General features: G+C 75.1%; 3 protein-coding genes. 1 reads left to right on the top strand and 2 read right to left on the bottom strand.

Going from position 1 to position 3,463, the window contains the following annotated elements; all coding sequences use genetic code 11:
• Positions 1-257 precede the first annotated feature (257 nt).
• Positions 258-1,751 (top strand): SDR family oxidoreductase, encoded by a 1,494-nt coding sequence (locus tag ACFWEK_RS20110; protein WP_430547865.1) that lies wholly within the window; start codon positions 258-260, stop codon positions 1,749-1,751.
• A 22-nt stretch (positions 1,752-1,773) separates the two neighbouring features.
• Here ACFWEK_RS20110 and ACFWEK_RS20105 read toward each other — a convergent pair whose 3' ends face one another.
• Both ACFWEK_RS20105 and ACFWEK_RS20100 read right to left on the bottom strand, forming a co-directional pair.
• On the bottom strand, positions 1,774-2,115 hold the full coding sequence (locus ACFWEK_RS20105; RefSeq protein WP_430555192.1) for a hypothetical protein: 342 nt from the start codon (positions 2,113-2,115) through the stop codon (positions 1,774-1,776).
• A gap of 61 nt (positions 2,116-2,176) precedes the next feature.
• Positions 2,177-3,463: adenylosuccinate lyase family protein (locus ACFWEK_RS20100; protein ID WP_430555191.1), on the bottom strand; the 1,287-nt coding region annotated here is incomplete at its 5' end.

Below are 3,463 nucleotides of genomic sequence, written 5' to 3'. Positions count from 1 at the left end.
CCGCGACCCGGGTGCCGCCGAAGACCCCGACGCCGATCATCGAGCCCACGACGCACACCAGCAGGCTCACGGTCACCACGACCTGCTGCAGCCGCGGGGAGGGTGTCGTGTCGGCCATCGGTCCTCCTCGTTCGTCGGGCGGCGCCGCGGGCGAGGCGCCGCAGCACACCCCACCCTGCCATCGGTCACCGGATATTGCTAGCCTGGCTAGCGACCTGACCGACGACGACCCCGCGGACGACCCAGGAGGGACGCGCATGACGACCGACGCCCCGCTCGTGCTGGTCACCGGCGCCACCGGGTACATCGGCGGGCGGCTCGTGCCCGAGCTGCTCGCCGCCGGGTACCGGGTCCGCGTGCTCGCGCGCCATCCCGAGCGCCTCGCCGCGCGGGCCTGGGCGGACGACGTCGACGTCGTGGCGGGCGACGCCCAGGAGCGCGCCGACCTGCGCCGCGCCCTGGACGGAGCCGACGTCGCGTACTACCTCATCCACGCGCTCGGCTCCGGCTCCGGCTTCGCCGACACCGACCGACGCACGGCCCGGGGGTTCGCGCAGGCGGCCGCCGAGGCGGGGCTGCGGCGCGTCGTCTACCTGGGCGGCCTCTACCCCGACACGGCGGACCTGTCGCCGCACCTCCGCTCCCGCCGGGAGGTGGAGGAGATCCTGCTCGACGGCGAGGTCCCGACCGTCGTGCTGCGGGCCGCGGTGATCCTCGGCTCGGGCAGCGCGTCGTTCGAGATGATGCGGTACCTCACCGAGCGCCTGCCGGTCATGGTGGCCCCGCGGTGGATCGACAACCGCATCCAGCCGATCGCCGTCCGCGACGTGCTGCGCTACCTCGTCGGGGCGGCGGAGGTGCCCGGCGACGTCAGCCGCGGCTTCGACATCGGCGGCCCCGACGTGCTGACGTACCGCGGGATGATGCAGCGCTACGCCGCCGTCGCCGGGCTGCGGCCCCGGGTGATCCGCGCCGTGCCGGTGCTCACCCCGCGTCTGGCCAGCCTGTGGGTCGGGCTGGTCACCCCGGTGCCGCCGGCGATCGCCCGCCCCCTGGTGGGCTCGCTCGTGCACGAGGTCGTGGCGCGCGACCACGACATCGCGCGGTACGTCCCCGACCCGCCCGAGGGGCTCGTCGGGTTCGACGACGCCGTCGCCCTGGCGCTGGCCCGGATCCGCGACCTCGACGTGCGGACCAGCTGGAGCTCGGCGTCCACGCGGGGCGCGCCGTCCGACCCGCTGCCCGACGACCCGGACTGGGCCGGCGGCAGCCTGCTGGTCGACGACCGGTCGCGCGAGGTGGACACCACCCCGGAGTCGCTGTGGTCCGTGATCGAGGGCATCGGCGGCGCCCACGGCTGGTACTCGTGGCGCCTCGGCTGGGTGGCCCGCGGCCTGCTCGACCGTCTCTTCGGCGGCCCCGGGCTGCGACGCGGCCGCCGCCACCCGCACCGGCTGGAGCCCGGCGACGCGCTCGACTGGTGGCGCGTCGAGAAGGTGGTGCCCGGGCGGCTGCTGCGGCTGCGCGCCGAGATGCGGCTCCCGGGGCTGGCGTGGCTGGAGCTGACGGTCGAGGACGGTCCGGGACCCCGACCCGTGTTCCGGCAGCGCGCCATCTTCTCCCCGCGCGGCCTGCCGGGACAGCTCTACTGGTGGGCGATCAGCCCGTTCCACGGGATCGTGTTCGGCGGGATGCAGCGCAACATCGCGCGTGCGGCGCACGAGCACGCGGTGGCCGAGGGGAGCCGCTGAGCGCGCTCGGCTGCCCGACGGCTCAGTGGCGGGCCCGGCGCGCGCCGAGCGGACCGCCGAAGACGAGCGAGATGCCGAGGACGTACCCGACGTCGTACCAGTTGCCGGTGTTGTGCACCTCGTACACCGACACCGTGTCCGTGAACAGGGAGACGATGAACGTGATCGGCAGGATCATGCCCTGCCACAGGCCCCACCAGAACCCGTAGGGCCCGACGCCGCTGATCGTCGACGTGTCGATGGCCGGGTTCGGTCCCGCCGCGCACGCGCCCAGCAGCAGGAGCGCCGCGACCGCGAGTCCCGCCGTCGCCGCGCGGCGGGCGGCACGGCGACGGTGCACGAGCTCCTTCTCCCGAGGTTCCATCCGTCCACGATGGCACCAGACGGCGGCCGGCGCCCCGCGGGCGACGTCCGGCGGCCCGGGTTCACCCCTCGCCGGGCCGCTGGCTCCCGACGGAGACCGGGATCCGCGCGGGCAGCGCCTCGAGCCGGTCGGCGGTCCCGGCCGCGCACGCCGCGAGCTCCCGCGCGATCTCGGTGCTCAGGCCCAGGTAGCCCGCCGGGTCGAGGAGGGCCCGCAGCTCGTCGTCGTCGAAGGCCTCGCTGACGACGGGGTCCCCGTGCAGCAGCTCGAGGAACGGGCGGCCGTCGGACGCGGTCGCCTGCGCGACGGCGAACACGACGTCGTGCGCCTTCTGCCGCCCGATCTTCTCGCCGAGGGCGAGCATGAGGGACTCCGAGCCGATCATGCCCTCGGACAGGCGGATGTTCGCGCGCATCCGGGCCGGGTCGAGCTCCAGGCCGTCCATCACCACCTCGAGGCGCGCGAGCATGTCGCCCGCCAGCACCGCGGCCGACGCGGAGACGTCCTCGAGCAGGGCCGTCATGGCGCCGTTCGCCTCCTGGTCGTGCAGCATCGACTCCAGCGCCGGGCCCGCGAGGGCGCGCAGCTCCGCCGACATCGTCTGCATGTCGAGGGCGAGCTGCGGGTTGCGCTTGTGCGGCATGGTCGAGCTGCCGACCGTGCCCTCGGGGACCGGCTCGAACGCCTCGGCGAACTCCGGCTGCATCAGCGTGTAGACGTCGCGGCCGATCTTCCCGATCGTGCCCGCGAGCTGTGCCAGCACCAGCACGAGCTCCACGATGCCGTCGTTGACCGACCGCGACGGCACGCGCATCGGGTGCAGCCCGAGCCGCCGCGCCACGCCCGCCTCGATCGCCCGGCCCGAGCCCCCGAACGACGCGAACGTGCCCGCCGCGCCGCCCATGAGCACGCAGAACAGCCGCTCGTCGAGCCGTTCCAGCCGGTCGGCGTGCGCCGCGAGCTGGTCGATCCACACCGCCACCTTGAAGCCGAACGTCACGGGCACGGCGTGCTGGCTGTGCGTGCGGCCCGCCATCGGCAGCGCGGCGGACGACTCCGCGAGCCGGCCCGCCGAGCGCAGCACACGGCCGAGCTGGCGCAGCACGGCCCGGTGCGCGTCGCGCAGCACCAGCACGTCGGCCGTCTGCGTGATGTTCTGCGTCGTCGCGCCCCAGTGCACCCAGCCGCCGTGCTTGGAGCCGACGGCGCGCGCGAACTCCTCGATGAGGGGCACCAGCGGGTGGCTCGCCTCGGCGGTCGCGGCGAGCACCCGCTTCACGTCGAGCTTCTCGATCCGCGCCGTGAGCGCGATGGCGCGGGCCGACTCCGCCGGGATGAGCCCGGCGTC

This window comes from Isoptericola sp. NPDC060257 (genome assembly GCF_042726645.1).
GTDB classification, from domain to species: Bacteria; Actinomycetota; Actinomycetes; order Actinomycetales; family Cellulomonadaceae; genus Isoptericola; species Isoptericola nanjingensis.
This window is presented reverse-complemented; position numbering and strand designations above follow the sequence as displayed.